Source organism: Pirellulales bacterium, from assembly GCA_019636335.1.
Classification (GTDB): domain Bacteria; phylum Planctomycetota; class Planctomycetia; order Pirellulales; family JAEUIK01; genus JAHBXR01.
In genome coordinates this window covers 1-18247 of the sequence record JAHBXR010000021.1, presented here as the reverse complement: position 1 = coordinate 18247, position 18247 = coordinate 1, and the positions used below count along the sequence as shown (strand labels likewise).

The 18247-nt window shown below is 59.3% G+C and carries 17 protein-coding genes; 5 read left to right on the top strand and 12 right to left on the bottom strand.

Annotated features, from left to right (window positions below):
• Positions 1-180: 180 nt before the first annotated feature.
• Positions 181-876: a histidine phosphatase family protein gene (locus KF708_18655; GenBank protein ID MBX3414716.1), complete on the bottom strand. Its 696-nt coding sequence runs from the start codon at positions 874-876 to the stop codon at positions 181-183.
• Positions 877-998: 122 nt separating this feature from the next.
• Positions 999-1784 (bottom strand): hypothetical protein, encoded by a 786-nt coding sequence (locus tag KF708_18650; protein ID MBX3414715.1) that lies wholly within the window; start codon positions 1782-1784, stop codon positions 999-1001.
• Positions 1785-2130: 346 nt separating this feature from the next.
• Here KF708_18650 and KF708_18645 point away from each other — a divergent pair, with 346 nt between their 5' ends.
• Complete coding sequence (locus KF708_18645; protein ID MBX3414714.1) at positions 2131-2727, top strand: methyltransferase domain-containing protein; 597 nt, start codon at positions 2131-2133, stop codon at positions 2725-2727.
• 371 nt (positions 2728-3098) lie between these two features.
• Here KF708_18645 and KF708_18640 read toward each other — a convergent pair whose 3' ends face one another.
• The 3 genes from KF708_18640 to KF708_18630 form a co-directional block, all read right to left on the bottom strand.
• Positions 3099-3332 (bottom strand): hypothetical protein, encoded by a 234-nt coding sequence (locus KF708_18640; GenBank protein ID MBX3414713.1) that lies wholly within the window; start codon positions 3330-3332, stop codon positions 3099-3101.
• Positions 3329-4411: a fatty acid desaturase gene (locus KF708_18635; protein MBX3414712.1), complete on the bottom strand. Its 1083-nt coding sequence runs from the start codon at positions 4409-4411 to the stop codon at positions 3329-3331. Before KF708_18635 ends, KF708_18640 begins: the two co-directional genes overlap by 4 nt.
• Before the next feature lie 693 nt (positions 4412-5104).
• Entirely contained in the window at positions 5105-5299 is a 195-nt protein-coding gene (locus KF708_18630; GenBank protein ID MBX3414711.1) for a cold shock domain-containing protein, read from the bottom strand.
• Positions 5300-5777: 478 nt separating this feature from the next.
• Between KF708_18630 and KF708_18625 the strand changes: the two genes are divergently transcribed.
• From KF708_18625 to KF708_18615, 3 genes are all read left to right on the top strand, one after another.
• Positions 5778-6389: a hypothetical protein gene (locus KF708_18625; protein ID MBX3414710.1), complete on the top strand. Its 612-nt coding sequence runs from the start codon at positions 5778-5780 to the stop codon at positions 6387-6389.
• A gap of 1 nt (position 6390) precedes the next feature.
• Positions 6391-6726, top strand: coding sequence for a hypothetical protein (locus KF708_18620; GenBank protein MBX3414709.1), 336 nt, complete (start codon positions 6391-6393; stop codon positions 6724-6726).
• 160 nt (positions 6727-6886) lie between these two features.
• Positions 6887-7276: a hypothetical protein gene (locus tag KF708_18615; protein MBX3414708.1), complete on the top strand. Its 390-nt coding sequence runs from the start codon at positions 6887-6889 to the stop codon at positions 7274-7276.
• A 151-nt stretch (positions 7277-7427) separates the two neighbouring features.
• Here the strand turns inward: KF708_18615 and KF708_18610 are convergent, their stop codons facing one another.
• The 5 genes from KF708_18610 to KF708_18590 all read right to left on the bottom strand — a co-directional run bounded on the left by KF708_18610 (position 7428) and on the right by KF708_18590 (position 13924).
• Positions 7428-10061 (bottom strand): DEAD/DEAH box helicase family protein, encoded by a 2634-nt coding sequence (locus KF708_18610; protein MBX3414707.1) that lies wholly within the window; start codon positions 10059-10061, stop codon positions 7428-7430.
• Positions 10058-10504 (bottom strand): GxxExxY protein, encoded by a 447-nt coding sequence (locus KF708_18605; GenBank protein ID MBX3414706.1) that lies wholly within the window; start codon positions 10502-10504, stop codon positions 10058-10060. Before KF708_18605 ends, KF708_18610 begins: the two co-directional genes overlap by 4 nt.
• 17 nt (positions 10505-10521) lie before the next feature.
• Positions 10522-12339 (bottom strand): site-specific DNA-methyltransferase, encoded by a 1818-nt coding sequence (locus KF708_18600; protein ID MBX3414705.1) that lies wholly within the window; start codon positions 12337-12339, stop codon positions 10522-10524.
• 274 nt (positions 12340-12613) lie between these two features.
• Entirely contained in the window at positions 12614-12910 is a 297-nt protein-coding gene (locus tag KF708_18595; protein ID MBX3414704.1) for a hypothetical protein, read from the bottom strand.
• A 15-nt stretch (positions 12911-12925) separates the two neighbouring features.
• Complete coding sequence (locus KF708_18590) at positions 12926-13924, bottom strand: hypothetical protein (protein ID MBX3414703.1); 999 nt, start codon at positions 13922-13924, stop codon at positions 12926-12928.
• Between the two features lie 573 nt (positions 13925-14497).
• On the opposite strand from KF708_18590, the gene KF708_18585 reads away from it, so the two are divergent.
• Positions 14498-15589, top strand: a complete 1092-nt coding sequence (locus tag KF708_18585; protein ID MBX3414702.1) for an enterobactin esterase — start codon at positions 14498-14500, stop codon at positions 15587-15589.
• 183 nt (positions 15590-15772) lie between these two features.
• On the opposite strand, the gene KF708_18580 is transcribed toward KF708_18585, so the two are convergent.
• Positions 15773-16630, bottom strand: a complete 858-nt coding sequence (locus KF708_18580) for a hypothetical protein (protein ID MBX3414701.1) — start codon at positions 16628-16630, stop codon at positions 15773-15775.
• A 228-nt stretch (positions 16631-16858) separates the two neighbouring features.
• Positions 16859-18145: a hypothetical protein gene (locus tag KF708_18575; GenBank protein ID MBX3414700.1), complete on the bottom strand. Its 1287-nt coding sequence runs from the start codon at positions 18143-18145 to the stop codon at positions 16859-16861.
• Positions 18146-18247 lie beyond the last annotated feature (102 nt).

The window sequence follows — 18247 nt, the reverse complement described above, 5'->3', positions numbered from 1 at the left end:
TCGCCCTCGATCATACCAGAAACCCCGGAATCGAGCCCCGGTTTCGCACATCAGCCGTGTCCCCGCACCGAATCGTCGCGGTGGTAGAGCCCAATCGGGTTGAAACCGCCCCTTTCCCCCTGCTCAACTCAGTCAGCAGCGAATTGCTCGAGCATCTCGATGGCCAGCTCTTGGAAGATGTCACTGCCCCCTACTCCCTGCCCCCTGTCCACTCATAAACTCATACACCGTCGCATAGCGGGCGAGTCGAAACCGCGGTCCGACGAATCCACGCCGGCGCAGCTCCGCGGCGAGGTAGGCCATCATGCCGGCATGCGAAACGACGAGCGTATCGCATTCGGCCGCGCACAAGCGATCGGCCACGGTGCGCAGTCGCCCGCGAAAATCGTCGCGGCAGGTCCGTTGCGAACGGTGTCCAGTCGTCCAGGTCATCCACAAGAGCGTCCGCCAGGCGAGAATCGGCAGCCGCAGCCCGCCCGTGCGAAACGCCTCGAACTGCGGTTCGCGCAGCAGCGGGGTCGTCTCGATCTCGCCGGCGTAAACCGCCTGGGCGGTGAGTCGCGTGCGCGGCATGTCGCTCGCCAGGCAGGCCTGCCAGCCGCCGCCCCCCAGGTCGAATTGTCCCACCTGCGGCAGCGAGGCATCGTACCGCTCGCGCCACGCCATCAGTTCCGCGATGCTCTTCCAGCCGCGCGGCAGCTCCACATCCACCGGAAAATGCCGCATCAAGCCGATACGCATGGGCAACGATGAACTGTCGAGGAGCGAACAATATAAGGCGCCGATTTCAACGGCCACCGCCAGCAGAAACGTCGTCACCACGCCGGCCACGATCGCACCAAGCACGCGCAGCACCTGCCCCATCATTCTCCCCACGAACGATCCAACCAATCTTCACGCTCGCGTGTGAAAACCGGCACCAAGAATACGGGCATCAGCATAGCCCTGACGCCGAGCGAAGCAAACCGCGCCCCCATCCAACCCCTGACCACTGATTACTAGCCACTCCTCCCCGTCCATCCCAGCACGCACAGCGCCCCCTGGCCGGCGGCCATCCAGCCGACGAGCAGCGTCATGCCAAATGAAGCCGCGTGAATCCACCACGTTGTCGCTGCCCGAGCTTGCCGCGTGGCGGTCTCGAACTCGGTCAAACGCAACTCGAGCCGATCGATCCCGGCGTCCAGCGCCCCGAGCGTCGCCATGACGCGCGCCGCCAGTTGTACAATCTGCTCGACGCGCTGCCGCCGGGTATGCTCGTCGACGATACCGCTGACCCCTTCGCGGATTCGCTCCACCGGCTTCTCCATCTCGCCCAACTGCGTGCGAAGTCGCGCCAGTTCGTCGAGCAGACTTCCGGCCGTGTCGCGCGGCAGCGACATGCCGAGCGCGTTCCCCACCTCGAGCGCCCGATCGACGAACTGCACCGACGATTCGGCCAGCTCGAGCCAGGCATCGACCTGATCGAGCCCCGCTTCGAGTCGCTCGGCCTGCCGCTCGACATCGAACCGTTCGCCGACACGGGCCAGGGCCTGCTCCTGTGCCCAATCTTTCAAACCCTGTTCGATGCCTTGCGCGGTCAGCGTCAGGGTCTTTACCTGGGCGCGCGTCTGCGCCACGCGCTGCTCGACGGCGACGAGCGTCTCGTCGACTGCGCCAAAGGCTTGCCCCGCGATGTGGTTTACCCGCGCGCCGACCAGCCACGCCGCTACGACGACCGCGAGACAACCGGCCAGACCGAGCAGCCCAAATATCACCGAGAGCAGACGGAATACGCGTGTGATCACTGGAATGCCTTCTGTCGTCTCAGGCCAGAACTATCGGCAACCACCACAAGAAATATGGTTGCCCCGCCGTCAGAAGAACGAAGTATTCGTGGGCAAGAAAAAGGATTCAACGCCAATCCGCCAAGGGGGAGCTGGAGCACTTGACACCGTGAACCCTTGATGTTGCGGTTAAGCGGTGGGGGGTAACAGACGATTTTCCGGAGCGGCGTCGCCAGCGTGCTGGGCTCGACGTCAAAAAGGTTTACAACGCCCACGCCAACTCCATACTGAAAGCTAAACCAAAGCGCCCCCACGAACCCCTGCCCCCTGCCCCCTGCCCACTGACCACTGACCACTGACCACTGACATGACCGACCACAACGATTGGAACGACCGCTACCGCGAAGGATTTCTCCCCTGGGACACGGGCCGCCCTTCGTCCGAGCTGCAACTCGTGCTCGAGCGTTACGGCATTCGACCCTGCCGTGTTCTCGACGTCGGCTGCGGCACGGGCACGAACAGCGTCTGGCTGGCCCAGCAGGGCTTCGACATTACCGGCATCGACGTGGCGCCGCTCGCCATTGAACAAGCGGAAAAACGTGCCCACGAATCGGGCGTGCAGGTGCGTTTCACCGTGGCCGACGTCTTCGATCTGCCGGAGTTGGGCGCCCCGTTCGAGTTCTTCTTCGATCGAGGCTGTTATCACGCCGTGCGCCGCAACGACCCGAGCAAATATGCCCCCTCGATCGCCGCTCGACTGTCGCTCGGCGCGCGAGGGCTCATCCTGACGGGCAACGCTCGCGAGCCGCACGAGCCAGGCCCACCCGTGGTGAGCGAAGAACAACTCCGCACCGAGCTCGGCATGGCGTTCGACATTCTCGACCTGCACGAATTCCGCTTCGACACGGCCCCCGGCGTGCCAGAAAACTTCCTCGGCTGGTCCTGCCTGGTGCAGAAACGCTAACGAAGCGCGTAGGTGCCCTGTACCTGACAACAACTCGAACCAGTTGCCGCTAATCGTCAACGTGGACATAGAACTGCCCTCTCAATTGCCCTGTCCAAGCGGACTCCCAAGAATGCCCTATTGCTGTCCGCGCGGCCAATGAGCTCCTTTGAAGAACGGTGCCCTCACGCATTCCGGGCTTCCGTTGGGCGCCCTAGACTCCTTGGCTGCGCGGAGCGGAATAAGTACCCGATCGTACAAGGCCGATCAGGTCCAATGCAACCTTGGTAGAGGAGAGGGAGAGAGTGGTAAGCGGTGTGGGACTGGTCCGCGTACCAGTGCATGGCACGCCTCGCACGAGGCCACCAATCCCCGGTTGAGAAGCAGGGCCGCTATCTCGCTCGGACGGAGACACCCAGTCCCAAGAAGTCGCCGTATGTAGTCGACTGGCGAAGCATGGCGAGTAAGTTGTCGCGCGTACCCTCGACGCGTTGCGCGCCATGTGCAACTACGATCGTCGCTTCTCCCGCCTGCACGGTCAGCTTGGACAGATCTTCCTCCGCACCGAACTTCTCGACAATTTGCCGGCGTACGGCCAAGGCGGCATATTCAATATCGCGCATCATGTTGATCTTTCCTCGACGACTTGCGTTCCACGGGCGGTTTGGCGTGCGGGCAAGACCACGTCGGCGAAGCCGACGAGTCGCCCGGATCGTTCATCCCACAGCTTCAATCGCGTGCAGGCCAGCGAGGAGCGAAGAGTCAGCCGCTGCGCCGTTTGAAGCTGGGCGTGCGCTCGATAGCACGCTGCCAGCGAATAATTGGCAATGCGGCTATCGAGATGGTGGATGTGGTGCAAGCCGATATTGGCAGTCAGCCAGGCCAGCGGGGCGGGCAACGCCAGGTGCGAGCTCCCCGCGATTGCGGCCGTGGCATGCTCCCACTGGTCGTCATGCTCCCAATAGGTCGGATCGAACTGGTGCTGGATGTAGAACAGCCAGACTCCACACGAGCCTGCGAGCAACACGATGGGCAAATGGAGAGCGGCCAGGGTCCAGGGGCCGACGAGCCACGCCATCAGCAAGACGAGAGCCAGGATCGCCAGGTTGGTCTGATGAACGCTCCACCGTTCCTTGCGCCAATGGCGCGGCAGGCTCCCGGTGAAACGCTGCAGTATTGCAAAATGCAAGAAAGGGCCCACCCCGAACAAAACGACCGGATGACGATAGAGACGATAAACAAAGCGTTGCCAGCGCGAGGCAAGTTGATACTCCGTCACGGTCATGGTGCGAATATCGCCGATGCCGCGATGATCTAGTTGCCCGCTTGTCGCGTGATGTGCGGCGTGTTGTCGTCGCCAGCACTCGTACGGCGTGAGCGTCAAGACTCCCAACATATTTCCGACCAGGCGATTTGCGGTCATCGAATGAAAGAATGATCCGTGGCCGCAATCGTGTTGCAGGATGAAAAGTCGCACGGCGAAGCCTGCTGTGGGGATCGCCAGCAACAAAGTCCAGGCATAGCTGAACTCGAAACTCCACCACATCGCCAGCCAGCCCAGCGTGAAAAGCAAGAGCGTGCTCAACAGTTGCGACAGGCTGCGGAAAGTGCTCCCCCCACGGTAACGGGCCAAGATCGACTTGAGTTCGCGTGGCGAGAGATCGCCCAGGGAGACCGCGACGTCTGAAACGGTGTGACGGAGCAAGTCTTGACTCCAGCAAGGCTCTGTTGCGTTGCGCTACCGCGTCCTGCGATTGGTCGCTGAATCTGCAAATCGTTCTGGCCTGGGAGCGGCAGCCAGCGAGCGACACCGCGCGCGTAAGGCGGCGAAGCCAGTGGGCGTGAGAGCGTACCCGCCGCGGAAGCGTTCCTTGACCAGCAATCCTTGTTCGGTGAATTGACGAAGAGCACGGCTGTGCTTTTCAAGCGTAGGCCCGAAGAAGCACAGCATCTCTCCCTGTCCGATCTGAAACCTGCGAAAGACATCGAGCAGCGATTGTCCGTCCTTAGAGGATTGCGGAAAGTGCTCAGGGCATGCGACTCGGGATTTCGTCCTGGGGGCTCGCGTCATGGAAGGCATTCCAACTGGGTGAGACTCACTCGTGCGATGATTCTGGCACCTCTCTCAGTGGCCGATCCTCATTCGCCGGTGACTCGTTCGTCACGCTCTGCCGAAGCTTGCGGCGAGCGCGTTTTTCTTCGGCACTGCGTTTTTTTTCCAGTTCTCGACGCTGCTTCTCGAAGGTGTTGCGGTTTTTCGCCAAGGGCTACCTGCTTGAGATACTGGGTTGCACGTGTACCAGCACGCCGCACAGCAAGATGGACTCACGCGTGCGGCGTGCTGATCTCCGGTTCGCTCGGGGGTATCCCCAAGCGTGGTGGGGCGACACATCAGATGCTAGAGAGCGCGAACACTCTCGGCACGGGGGCCTTTGGGGCCGCGTCCTTCGGTGTATTGCACCGACTGTCCCTCGTGAAGGCTTTCGAACGGAGCACCCTCGACCGACGAGTGATGAAAGAAGAGCTCGCCGTGCTCTCCTTGGATGAACCCGAAACCCTTGTCCGTCAATTTCTTGATAGTACCTTGCGACACTTCGCAACTCTCCTGGGCACGTCATGCATGAAACCTGGCGCGCGACGTGCGATGCGCGGCCAAGTATTGAGACCGTCCTTGTCGCCCTTGCGAGAAGGACCAGGGAGCAAAACGAGCCCAGCAGCAAAGTGATGGTTGCTCAACGAGCGCGGTTTGGCAGGTCGAAACAGGCCAAACCATCGAAGGGGCGAGTGAAGAGGATTTCCAGACGTGGCAGGGATATTATTCGCCCTCGGGGCACATCAGCCCGCCATCGGGGAAGGCATCTCGCGTCGCCTTCGCTTCCCTTAGCTGCTGCAACTGTAGGTATTGCGAGGCACCGCGTCAACGGCTTCATGCGCGCTCGCGGACGCCGATGGGAGGACCGGTAGCCGACTCTCCTGTTCGCAACCCTCTAAGCATCAAGGGGTTGCGATGCGGCTTCCGGCTGCCTTTACAGAGCGGAATTATTCACCTACAATTTCTACAGGTACAATATTTGTACGTGCAGAATATGGACTATCAAATAGCAGGTAAAACGATGTCTGGCATCGCCATCTCGCGCAAGGATTTTCTCGAAGACCGTCGCGGCTGCACGTTCACGGATGTCGCTCAGGATCTGTCGATTCCCTTCGATCAGTTGCTTCAATTCTTTAACGATGAGCAACGGCAGCGCCGGATGATCGAGTCAGAACTGCACCACGACCGCCCGCCGTTGGCCGGCGTCGTACGCGAGCTCGAAGCTCAACCTGTCATCGACAAGTTTTTTGCCACGGTGCATCCGCAGCGGACGCAGCGAGTCCGCCAGGCGATCGGGGTGCTCGTGCGCATGATCATGACGCGACACGGTTGGCGCAAAACGGGCCGCAAGGGCTCTCTTGGAATTCGAGCGGCCGTCAATCGAGAATTGCCTTCCCACAATAAGGGCGGTCTTTCCTTCTGGTTTGTTCGTGCCGAACGATACGAATTGGAATCAGGAATGCGGTTTCCTTCGACTTTACAACGTCGACGTGAACTCGACGCCACCAGGGCTCGTCACACGACGGCAAGCGGGCCGAGACGTACCGTTCGTCGAATGTCATCCAAAACGCCCCGGCCTTCGAAAGGTTAGCATGAGCTTGCTGAATTGGCTGTACGGCAGCTTCACGCGCCGTGGCAAGGCGCTGTGGCACTACCGTTGTGGCATGGAACACGCCAATAGCCGACAACATCGCCAGGCGATCGAGTGCTACTCCACTGCGATCAAAATGTCGAACGGGCCAGCCGATGTGCAGGCGATGGCACGTTACAATCGCGCCTTGGTCTACGCCACGCTGGGTCAGCGGGAAGCGGCGATCGATGACCTGGAATATGTTCTGGCCCTGCCGCTGAAGCTCATGGAAATCAAGGCGGCAGCGAGACAGAGGCTCGCGAGGATGAAATCCCGGACTGATCGAAACGGAGTCTGACCGACCTCCATTTGCTAGCCGCGCAGCGAATGTGCCTCGGAGCAGAACGATTCTAGGATGCCTGCCAGGCATCCGCTCGGCGACCTGGCGGTCCCAGGCATTGCACGGCATCGGCTGGTTGCGGTCGTATCTTGCTTAGGACTCGATTAGGAGATACGCCATGAGTGGCGTTTTTAAGCTGGAGCAACCGAATCTGACTACTCATCACCAAATCTTGGAAATGGCGGCGCGCACCTCGGGCTCGGAGCAGATTGCTACCTTGATCAAGACGCCGCAAATGGAGGTGTTACAACTCTGGATCGGGGAAGGGTCGCACATGCCTCAGCACGAGGCGGAAGGTGATGTGATGGTCCAATGTCTCGAAGGTAGTCTTCGAGTGGAGTTCCTGGACGAATGCCATGTGATTGGCCCGCGTCGACTTCTCTACCTCAACAGGGGCATTCCTTTTGCTCTGCACGGAATCGAGGATGCTACCGCCTTGCTCATCATCAACGCCCCCAAGCAAGGTGCAAACGTAGAGCTAATCGGCGAGCACGACATGACTGAATAGCATGGATGGCGATTTCCCCAGGGGCAGTAGAGATGAACTCGCCTCTCATCGCCGACAATCCCATTGTGGGCGAAAAGCGAGAGCGGGTCCCTGACAATACTTACTCGCCCTCTTCCCATGCAGCGCGGGAAGAGAGCGAGGATCGACCGCATCACACTTGCTTAGCTCCGGTGATTTCCTCGAAATCCACGTTCAACGCCCTGAAGTGGGCCTTGCCGCAGCGAATCTTGTCCCACTCGCTTGGGCGGAGCTTCTGCTGCTCCTTGGTGCTCTTGGTCTCCCGCACTAAATAGAGCTTGGCGTCGCCCCCCTCGGGCTGCTTCACGATGGCCCAATCCGGGTTGTAGCTGCCGATGGGCGTCTCGACCTGAAACCAGTCCGGCAGCTTGATGATGAGCTTGATGTCGGTGCGGGTGCTCATGGCCTCGGCAAATTCCCGCTCGACTTCCGACTCGACTTCGACGCAATCGTAAACGCCATTCTTCACGTCCACCATCCGCGCGGTGTAGCTCTCGATCTCCTTCTCCTCGAACAACAGCATTTCGTAGATCTGGCCGTTCACCTTCTCGTACTTGATGCCATCCACAATCATCTGGTGCAGCGTTTGCTTGAGGGCCGATAAGGCATGATCAAGAAACTGCTGCGGGTTGGTGGCTACGTCGTCCAGCCGACCGGATTGAATCAGCACTTCGGCAAGCGTCTTGCGGGTAAGCTCTGTCTCTCGTTGAAGGTAGCCGAGCAAGTCGGGAATGGTCCTCTGTTCAGCCTCTTCCATTTCGAGTTGCCTGGCGGCCAGCAATTCGCCAGTAACCCCTTCTTCGGTAATCTTGACTCGCGATTTCAAAGCCATGAGCTTCGGCTTTTTGATTGCTGGCATTTGGCCCACTGCGGTTGACGCCTTGGTAATAAGGTCCGTAGTCGTGTAGGTGACGGCGTACCGCGTGCGGTGCTGAATGCGGTTCCAAAGCTCCTGGAAATCTGAATTCAACCGCCAGCCTGGCACGAGCATCGCCTTGCGGCGTTTCCGCTTATTGGCGATGCGGCCCTCGAACTCGACGCCGCATTCTTCTTCGATTTCGGTTTGCAGCTTCCGGGCAAAGTCGTCGTAATTCTCGTTGGCGACAACGGTCAACCGATTGATGGTGTGGTCAAAGCAGCGGGTGCCGTCTTCGCGGACGGGGAGTCTCAATCCTCGGCCAATCTCCTGCCGCTTCTTCACTTCCGACTTCGTTTCATTGAGCGTGCAAATCTGGAAGACGTTGGGATTGTCCCACCCTTCGCGAAGTGCCGAGTGGCTGAAGATGAAGCGCAACGAGACTTCGCGGTCGAGCAGTCGCTCCTTGTCCCGCATGATGAGTTCATAAGCATCGTCATCGGCCAACGTCTTGCCGCTGGTGTCCTTGGCCTCGCCCTTGCCGGTCACGGCAAAGTATCCGTTGTGGACTTGTTCGACCGGCGGCGGCTGCAGCGGTTCATACTGCGGCCTGGCGGCAACCTCCGCATAGGCCTCGACAAACCATTGGCGAATCTTCCCGTCTTCGGGGAAGTAGTTCGCAACCTTGTCGATGAAAAACAGCGACAGCACCTTCATCTTCTTGCCGTCCGGCTGCGTGCGGTGAATCCGCAATTCCTTCTCGAAGTGCTCCTTCACCGTCTCTTGAATCTGGGCCTTCATCACGTCGTCAGTATGGCCGCCGATGGTCTGGCCGGCGTAGAGCGTGACGCCGTTGCCGAAGGCGATGAATTCGTTGCCCGCGTCAATCTCGTTGACGATATAGCCGCGATAAGCGGCTCGCTCGTTCGACTTGTCGAACAAGTCGGTGCCGTTCTTGCTGACCGAAATCGTTTTGCGTTTCGGTCCGCCGTCTTCGTCCACGTCGATGACCAGCTTGGCCGTGATGGCTGATTTGGTCGCCTTGATGGACTTGACTTCGATGTAGGGCTTATTGAAGTCCGGCTCGTCGAGAATCGCGTCGACCTCGATGCGTTTGACCAGCTTCAGGTCATAGGCCCGCACCGGGTCCAGGCGATACAGCAGGTTGTAGGCGTTCTTGTGGGTGGCCGAATATCGCAGCGTGCAAAGCGGCCTCAGATTCTCGATGGCGGTGCGGGCCTGCTCGCTCTCCATGTTCTGTGGCTCATCGACGATGACGATGGGGTTCGTGGCCTGCAAGAATTCGATGGGCTTGCGGCCCGATAGCTTGTCGTTCTCCTGGTGGATGACGTTTAAATCTTTGTTGAAGGCGTCGATGTTGATGATGAGTATCTGAAGCTGATTCGAATTGCTGAATCCTCGTAACCGCGAGACTTGCTTGGAGTCGTAGACCCAAGAGTCGAGCGGCACGTTGCCGTAGATGGCCCGGAAGTGCTCCCGCGTCAATTCGATGTTCTTCAGTACGCCCTCGCGAATGGCGACGCTGGGCACGACGATGACAAACTTCTTGAAGCCGTAGGTCTTGTTGAGTTCGTAAATGCTCCGCAAGTAGACATAGGTCTTGCCGGTGCCGGTCTCCATCTCGACAGAGAAGTTCATCCCCTGCGACAAGTCGCGGGCGCGGGGCTGAATCTCATTCTGCTCTTGGACGGTCTGAATGTTCTGTACGACGCGGTCCTCGTCGAGCACCAGGTTGTTGCCGACGCCCAAGTCGCTGAGCAAGTCGCCGCCGACGGCGTCGAAGCGAATCTCGTACTCCCCCTGGGCAAGCGGTTGGCCGTCGAAGACATCGACGACCGCCTGGATGGCGTCGAGTTGATAGTCCTGGTTGCTGTCGAATTGAATCTTCATGGGGGACAGGAACCGCCGAGACGCGGAGACGCGGGGGATGGGGAATAGTTATTGACGAGCCGCTTGAGGCCGTCTTTGAGTACCGGCACGTTGAAATTCAAAAGCAACCCCAACTGGTGGCCGGAGAGTCTCAGGTAGGTGATCAATTGAGCTTCGTGGATCGGCAGCAGCTTGTCCACGGTTTTCAGTTCGACGATGACTCGTTGCTCGACGACGATATCGATCTTGTATCCGCAATCTAAACGCACGCTCTTGTACTGAACGGGCAGGGGGACTTGCCGGTCGCATTGCAAGCCACGGAGCGACAGTTCATAGCACAGGCATTTCTCATAGGCCGATTCGAGTAACCCCGGCCCCAGTTCTCGATGTACCTCGATGGCCGCGCCGATGATCTCGCCCGTAATCTGGTCTTCTCTCGGCGTCTCAGCGTCTCCGCGGTTCATTCTCGCCCCCTTCCTTCTCACACGGTGCGGAATTCGATGCCGTGGGATTTCATTTCGAGCACGGTGTTGGTTTTGAGTTGGTCGTTGCCGCCGAAGGCAGCGTCGAGACAAATGACTCGTTGCGGTGCCAGTTCCATGATGCCGCGAAGACATTCCTGCGAGATTGGATTGGCCAAGCAGATAGCTAACAGGCCATCGGCAATCGCGTAAACTTTCTGACCCGCGACTGCCTTCTGCTCGATTGCGGCTGTCAGTGGCAGCCCTGCCTTGAGCATGAGTTCGTAGAGAACGTCTTGCTCCGTGCGGTCGGGCAGTACGTGGTCGGCAAAAAGCCCAAGCTGCTTTTCTAACTCGGCGGCAGTAGCTTCGCCGGTGCCGTCCCAAATCTTGAAGTTACTGGAAGTGAGCTTGAGCTTGCGAAAGCCGAGCAGCGGGAGCACGTCGGCAGAATTGAGTCCGTCGAGCTTGCCATTCGCGTCGGAAGTAATTTCCTTTGTGGCATTTCGGAGGCGAACCGCACCCAAGTCAAAAATGGTTTTCAGGCCCGGTTCCGGCTTTGGCAATGGTTCAGGGAGTTGGACAAGAATAAACCGGCGGTTGCCTTCGTCGGCGACATTCTGATTGAGAACTGCATGCCCCGTTGCTGCACTTCCGGCGAAGAAGTCTAGGACAATGTCGGATTCTTTCGGCTGCGTGGCAATCTGAAGCATTCGCTGAATGAGCCGGGTCGGCTTTACGGAGTTCAATACGTTTTCTGTTTCGGTGAACTGGGCATATTTCACAAGTTCCTTCTTCGCTTCTTGGGTGTGGCCAACATCGGCATACAGCCACAATGTCTGGGGAACCATACCCTGCTTGACCTCAGTCAAGAAACGTTTGAGGGCAGGCATGTTCAAACCGTCTTCACCCCACCAAATTCGTCTGTCGGCATTCAACTCCTCAAATCGCTCTTGGTTAACGACCCAGTATCTTCCGCGTGGAGGATTGAAGTTCTTACCGCCCGGACTGGTGACCTCGTATTGACCTTCTGAATAGTAATTACGGGCAGTCATGTCGCCCGGCTTCCAATCGCCTCTTTCGTCATTATCGGGATTGCTATATCGAGCGTTGGCTTCTTCGCTTCGGGGAAGCAGTACCGGTCGCCAATGGTCAGCGTCGCGTGCAAAAACTAAAACGTAGTCGTGGTCTTCCGAGAAGTGCTTTGCAGTGTTCTTTGGTGAGTAGACTTTCTGCCAAATCAGAGTTGCAACAAAGTTTTCGCCACCAAAAACTTCGTCCATGAGTAATCGCAAGTTCTGAATCTCATGGTCATCAATGGAAACAAAAATGACACCGTCTTGTCGAAGCAAGTTGCGTGCAAGGAAGAGCCGTGGATACATCATGTCGAGCCACTTGGAGTGGTAACGGCCCGACGTTTCAGGATTGGTAGATAGTCGGACGCCTCCCTCGCCAACTTGTCCGGAATATCGCAGGTAATCCGCGAGTCCTTCTTGAAAGTTGTCGGGATAGATGAATTCGCCTCCCGTGTTGTATGGCGGGTCGATGTAAATCATCTTGACCTTGCCGTAGTAGCTCTTCTGCAAGAGCTTCAGCACTTCGAGATTGTCCCCCTCGATGAACAGATTCTCGGTCGTGTCGAAGTTGACCGACTCCTCTGGGCAGGGGACGAGCGTGCCGATGCTCGGTGCTTGAATCGCCCGAATGGCATCTGCTTTGCCAGCCCACGAAAGCCCGTACCGTTCCCGTCCTTCGCCGACGAAGTCGCCAAGAGCATTCCGCAGCCGGTCGAAGTCAATCTGCCCTTCGACAAAAGCCTCGGGGAACAAATCTTTCAAACGCTCCATCCGCCCCCCCCCCCCCTAAACTTCCAGGGGTGGTCAGCGGCAGGCGAATGTCGTCAGTCGAGTCGGGCATCTTGAAATCCGCTGGGGGGCAAAACTTTACGGTTGTCTGTTCCAAGCACGGAGGAAATTCTGGTCAAATAGCAGTGGCGCAATGCGAGCTGCGTGTGTCGACGGGCAGAAATCCACAGCCAGCGCGGTGGCCGAAAATCGACGGCGCGCCGAAGCGCAGGCCCACTTTTCGCCTGTCTCCGCGTGAGCCCTATTTCTAGTCGTCTTCTTCGTCGCCCGAGAAGGAGCATTCACATCCGAACCATAACTGTCCGCCGCAATCAGGGCATTGCTCGACGTCGCAACCTGGCACATGCAACTCGCCCTTGATGACGGCGCAATCATGGCATGGTCGTTCGTCGGCTCCCCAATCGTCTTTCTCCTCACCGTAGCGGACTCGCTGCATTTCGATTCCATTCGGCCGACATGTCGTCATTAGCTGGGCCTGGCGTATTTTCTCGGGCCAGTCGGAAGTAACTCGTGCTCCGCGATAAATGATTCGATCTTTGCTCATCGTTGCCTCGCGAATCTACTTCACGCGCACCAGCTTCATGATCCGGCCGTCGACGTTCCAGTCTTGCACGTAGAGATTCCCTGCGGCGTCCCAGTAGCTGCCGTGGGTGCCGCTGAAGATGCCTTCTTTCCACTCGGCTTGCGGCACGTTGAACTCGCGCCCCTTGACGGCATCCGGGTTGTGACCCAGCACAGCGCAGATCGTGTTCGTCTTGTCGAGGATCACGACGCGGCCGTGCAGGTCGGGCACGGAGACGAAATCTCCCTGGATGGCCGCCGAGGTGGGCATGCCCAGGCCGGTGATCACCTCTTCGATGAAATTGCCGTCGAGATCGTAGTGCAACAAACGTCCCTTCGGCGCGTGGTTGCGATCGCAGATCAACAGCCGCGGCGGATCGTAGCGCGTGTCGAGCACCATGCCGTGGGCCGTGTTGAACTGCTTCAGCTCGTTGCCCGGCTCGCCGAAGTGTTTCAGGTACTTGCCGGTCTGGTCGAACTTGAAGATGTGATTGCTGGCGTAACCGTCGGAGAGAAAGATGTCGCCGTTCGGGGCGACGGCGATGGCCGTGGGGTTGAACTTCTTCAGATCGAGCCCCGATTCGGAGGGGAAGCCGAGACGCAGCACGATCTTGCCCGAGTGGGCGTCGAACTTGATCCCCTCGGCGTTGGCGTTGCGGGCGCCGTAGATGTACTCGACGCCGTTTTCGTCGCGGATCTTCAGGTCGTGGATGTTCGAGTAGTCGTCGCCGACGTACTCCTGCACGACGGCGCCTTGCGGCGTGAAGACGACCACCCCCTTGTTGGCACTGACGTAGATGTTGCCGCCTTTGTCGATGACGACGCCGCCGTGCGTGGGGCCGAGGGCCGAGTGGCCGTCGGGTCGCAGGCCCCAGTCGGGCACGGTGTCGAAGGTCATGGCGCCCGCGCCCATGCGAACCGGCTCTTGCTTTTCAGCGGCGCCGAGGGGGAGAGTAAGCGTGAGGGCGATGGCGGCGGCGAGCAGTGTACGTGGCATGGGTGGGCAGGGGGCAGGGGTTAGTGGGCAGTGGACAGGCGGCAGAGGTCAGTGGGCATGGTTAGGTGGCGTACTGACCACTAACCACTGGCCACTTGAACGGGTGTCAGTATTGCGTGCCGTGGGAGGCAATTCAATCATCCTGGTACACGTGTTTGCGAGTGGTGCGGGCTTGCTTGCTCGGCTACCTTGGGGCGGTGGCAATGCTGGCGAGAGAAATTGAGCAGGGGTGATGGTATTGGTCAGCGGGGAGTTTTGTCACGCACGCTTTTGAAAGTTGCGCGTTTGAGGAATCTTAAGTGCGAAGCGTGAGCGAGGGAGCCGCGTAGGTCAGGTACCCCGTACCTGACAACATTCGACGTGGCCAACTCGAACAAGTGTCAGGTACGGGGTACCTGACCTACAAAATCGTTGTTGCATCGCCCTTGTGTTTTCCCTCGCTGACGTTTCGGGTTGGGATATGGCGGCGGCTTTGCTGCCGAGAGAGTTGAGCAGGAGAGCGGAATTCTGTCACGCACAGAGTGCGTGACCTACTGAGGGAGTCCCATGCGTTTCAGGATATCTAACGTTTCTGTGCTGATCTTGATTCTCTTGTCGTTTGTCGGCGCTGCGTTGGCCGCCGAGCGGGCAAAACCTCCCGTGCGCGATCCGCACACGCCGGGGTTCGTCGAGGCGACGGAATTGCCCGATGGCGAGGTGCCGCCGGTCGACGCGAACGGCAATTTCATCATCGGCCCGACGCATACGCCGTCTCCCTTGATGAAGCAGCGGCCGGGTGTGCCCGAGGGGAAGATTTTCAAGCTCACGATGGAATCGCGCGACAGCAAGATCTATCCCGGCATCGCGCGCGAGAAAGGGACATACGGTACGGCCGACCCGAACGACCCCTCGAAGATGATCGTCACAACGAGCGGGCCGGCGCCGTACACGCGGAGCGTGACGGTGTACGTGCCACAGCAGTACAAGCCTGGCACCGAGGCGCCGTTCATCGTCGGAGCCGACGGACCGGATCGCATGCTCTTCGCAGCGCTCGACAATCTCATCCATGAGAAGAAAGTGCCGGCCATGATCGCCATCTCGATCGGCAATGGCAGCGGCGACGCGCAGGGGAGTCAGCGCGGGCTCGAATACGACACCATGTCGGGCCTGTACGCCGAGTTCGTCGAGAGCGAAGTGCTGCCGCTCGTCGAGCGCGAGTGCCAGGTGAAGCTGACCAAGGATCCCGACGGACGGGCCACGATGGGGTGCAGTTCCGGAGGATCGTGCGCCCTCATCATGGCGTGGTACCGGCCCGACCTTTATCACCGCGTGCTGACCTACTCGGGCACGTACGTGAACCAGCAGTGGCCGCACGATCCCGAGACGCCACACGGCGCGTGGGGCTTTCACGAGAAGATCATCGCCGAAAGCCCGGTGAAACCGCTACGGATTTGGCTCGAGATCAGCGATCAGGATCTGTTGAACCCGAACGCGATGCTCGACGGCATGCACGACTGGGTCGTGGCGAACGAGCGGATGGCCCAGGTGCTGGCCGAGAAAGGGTATGAATATCAGTTCGTCTTCGCGCGAAACGCCTTCCACTGCGACGCGGGAGTGAAACAGCAGACGCTGCCGGCGGCGCTCGAGTGGCTCTGGCAGGGATTTACCGCGAAGAGAGGAAAGTAGCGCTCACGCGAGCAGTGCCGTTCTGCTGGGTCCTTCGCGCTCTTCGCGCTCTTCGCGCCTTCGCGGTAAAACCCTTTGCGTTGAATATTTTTGATTACCGCCAAGGCGCAAAGAGCGCGAAGGGAAGAGAGGTACGAGCGGGGTGGTTGATTCAGTCGCGGCAGATCTGCGACGTCGCTTGGGTCACGATGGCGCCGTTCGTTGTGACGTCTTACGCCACGGCGCACGCGTGGACAGTTTCCAACCGACGGTCGGAAAGACTGTATGCTTGTCGACCAATTGCATGATTACGCCCTCGGAATGGTCGGGCGCTTGGCTCTTGATATGGACTCTGTTGAACACTTGATTTGGACTTGTTACGAGGAATTCCATGCCCGCGAGCAGTCCGTCGTCGGTGCCCTTGTTGACGGTGACGGGTGTGAAGCGAAAAACGGTGTTCGCCAATCCCGGTTTGCTGGTGGCCTCACCCACCGCGATGATCTCGGCATCGATCGGTCGATCGAGCAGATAGGGACGGTATTTCTCCGGCACGTCGGGCAGTCCGGTCACCTTCAGCTTTTCGTCACCCAGTCGCAATGAGACGAGGCCGTACATGTCGTCGCGCGGCTCCCTGCCCGAGTTCACCTGGTTGCAGAAACCGATGACGTTGCTGCCGATCACCAGGTAGCGACGCGGTCCCCAACGGACGGGAACGAGCTCGGTTGTGATGACTTGATGTCCAGAATCGTTCTTCTCGAACGTGAAATCGAGTTTGAGTTGGCCTTTGCTTTCGTGTACTGCCCCGTAATTGCGATCGACCGGTCCCAAGCAGGAGTTCCATTCGAAGACGAAGCCTGACTTGGGGGCGATCGCCAGCCAAACGACCAGGCCTTTTCCGTCCCCTTTGTAGTACTCGCCGGCCCACGGGTGGTCGTCTAATGTTTTGAGTTCCTGGCGGACTGTGGCGAATCGTTCCTTGGCGGCATTTTCAGCGGCGAGAGAAAACTTGGGATCTTGGAAATCGTCGGCGACTACAGTCTTGATCAACGTCAGCAGCGGCAAGAGCAAAGCCAGAGCGTTCCGCATGGCGTCACCAGTGGGGAAGAGGCGAATGGCATGGCGACTGAGGCGATCAGCACAAGCAATCTATGGCAAAAGCCTTCACCACCGCAATTCCAGTCAGAATGAACGTCGACTGAGCAGTGACAATTCGCCTTCTCCGCGCCTCATCTGAACTCCGCGTCTCCGCGTGAGCTCGCCTGGTCGGGTGGTGGAAGTCGCTCACACGCGTTACGTGGCGACGCGGCACTGTTTGACGAGCGACAACGCATATTGCGTGGGATTGAAGCGTTGGGCGTCAATCAGCTTGGCCAGGGACGGGGCCTGGCGGAAGCAGTACCAGGTGCGATCGGCGATCGGAGGGGTACACAGTTCGAGCAGCGCGCTAGCCACCTTGATCGCCTTGGCCCCTTCACCACCCGCGAGGTAAAAGTCGATGGCATCGCGGTAACCAAACGGATTCTCCGGATCGAGGCGAATCGCTTGCAGGGCCAGTTCTTCGATACGAGAGTCGTGCGGCGCGAGTTGCGAAAGATAGGTGCTGAAGTTGGATAGGGAAAAGCTGTTGCCAGGGAGCAGGCGATAGCCAGCTTCACTGTGCGCAAGAATATAAGGGACATTGTCCGTGAGTCGGTCGAGGATGTGTGGTAGCACCATGTGCGACTTGCCATGCCCTGGCATGGCGGCGAGGCCGCGGCGCAACATCGTCTCGAAGCGCGGTTCTACTGGGCGTACATTGAAGTTGCAGAAAGTGCAAAAGGTCAGGAAGGCGAGTTGGGCGTTGTCGGGCTCGAGTTCGTTGGCACGGGCCAGCGCCTCGCGTGCAGTTTTGCGGTGCGCTCCTTCGCAGTCGACGGCAGCCGTCGCATCGGGATGTATGTGCCCCGCTCGCAGCATTTCGGCCAGTGCCGGCACTGCGCCTCGTTCCCAACAGACGGCGGCACGTCGCAGATGATTCCAGTCGGTCGCCGTGTGTCGCCGCCAGCGCTGCGCAACGTCGGCCGATACGGAGAAACCGAGCCGCTTGCTGACCGCCGTGGCGATGGTGGGCATTACGCGCGAAAGCTGGTCGGGGGTCGCCTGAATAGAGAAGCAGTCTTCTGTCGTTACGACGGCGTTGCGTCGCACGATCCGAATCTGCAGCGAGAGACCGCCGCTGGCCTGCGTCCGGATTTGTCCGCACACGATGGCCGAGGCGTGTGCATACTGATCGAGGAGCTCGGCGTCGTGCGTGTCAAACCCATTTGGGTACAGGTAACCGGTATCCTCTCCCCCGACGACGCTGCAGCGCCGCGTGAAACCCAGGTCGCGCCGCAACAGGCTGGCCAGAATGCCGCCGACACCAGGGCCGACCGCTTGGTCATTGGTCTCATCGCCATCGCCGGCAAAGGCGAGGACATAGACGATCGGCAGCCGCGCAATCGCCGCGAGTTGTTCGAGGCTATACAGCGGCTGAAACGGCGCGATGGGCGAAAAGGAATCGTTGCGCTTGAATCGATCGAGCAAATCCCGCCACATAGGTGCTCCTCGCTGGAGGGGCATGATACCCGATGCGCCTCGTCACGGCGCGAAGAGGAGAAAAAGTTCCGAGGCGGATCGCCGGGGCGCCTGATTGAGAAG